The 1,207-nt window shown below is 55.3% G+C and carries 1 rRNA gene (cut by a window edge); it reads left to right on the top strand.

Features of this window, described 5'->3' with window-relative positions:
- Positions 1-1,176, top strand: a 23S ribosomal RNA gene (locus ACIA73_RS41885) (it extends 1,371 nt beyond the left edge of the window).
- Positions 1,177-1,207 lie beyond the last annotated feature (31 nt).

The following is a 1,207-nucleotide window of genomic DNA, read 5'->3' as shown; positions in this document are numbered from 1 at the left end:
CTTGAGCTGGGGGTGGCCGCAGAGACCAGCGAGAAGCGACTGTTTACTAAAAACACAGGTCCGTGCGAAGCCGTAAGGCGATGTATACGGACTGACGCCTGCCCGGTGCTGGAACGTTAAGGGGACCGGTTAGTCATGATTCGTCATGGCGAAGCTGAGAACTTAAGCGCCAGTAAACGGCGGTGGTAACTATAACCATCCTAAGGTAGCGAAATTCCTTGTCGGGTAAGTTCCGACCTGCACGAATGGCGTAACGACTTCTCGACTGTCTCAACCATAGGCCCGGTGAAATTGCACTACGAGTAAAGATGCTCGTTTCGCGCAGAAGGACGGAAAGACCCCGGGACCTTTACTACAGTTTGATATTGGTGTTCGGTTCGGCTTGTGTAGGATAGGTGGGAGACTTTGAAGCTGTGACGCCAGTCATGGTGGAGTCGCCGTTGAAATACCACTCTGGTCGTGCTGGATGTCTAACCTAGGTCCGTGATCCGGATCAGGGACAGTGTCTGATGGGTAGTTTAACTGGGGCGGTTGCCTCCTAAAGAGTAACGGAGGCGCCCAAAGGTTCCCTCAGCCTGGTTGGCAATCAGGTGTTGAGTGTAAGTGCACAAGGGAGCTTGACTGTGAGACCGACGGGTCGAGCAGGGACGAAAGTCGGGACTAGTGATCCGGCAGTGGCTTGTGGAAGCGCTGTCGCTCAACGGATAAAAGGTACCCCGGGGATAACAGGCTGATCTTCCCCAAGAGTCCATATCGACGGGATGGTTTGGCACCTCGATGTCGGCTCGTCGCATCCTGGGGCTGGAGTCGGTCCCAAGGGTTGGGCTGTTCGCCCATTAAAGCGGTACGCGAGCTGGGTTTAGAACGTCGTGAGACAGTTCGGTCCCTATCCTCTGTGCGCGTAGGAATATTGAGAAGGGCTGTCCCTAGTACGAGAGGACCGGGACGGACGAACCTCTGGTGTGCCAGTTGTCCTGCCAAGGGCATGGCTGGTTGGCTACGTTCGGAAAGGATAACCGCTGAAAGCATCTAAGCGGGAAGCCTGCTTCGAGATGAGTATTCCCACCCCCTTTGAGGGGTTAAGGCTCCCAGTAGACGACTGGGTTGATAGGCCAGATGTGGAAGCCCGGTAACGGGTGGAGCTGACTGGTACTAATAGGCCGAGGGCTTGTCCTCAGTTGCTCGCGTCCACTGTGTTAGTTCTGAA

This window comes from Streptomyces sp. NPDC051561, from assembly GCF_044454195.1.
GTDB lineage: Bacteria > Actinomycetota > Actinomycetes > Streptomycetales > Streptomycetaceae > Streptomyces.
Note: the sequence above shows the minus strand (reverse complement) of the source record. Positions and strands in the feature narration are given on the sequence as shown.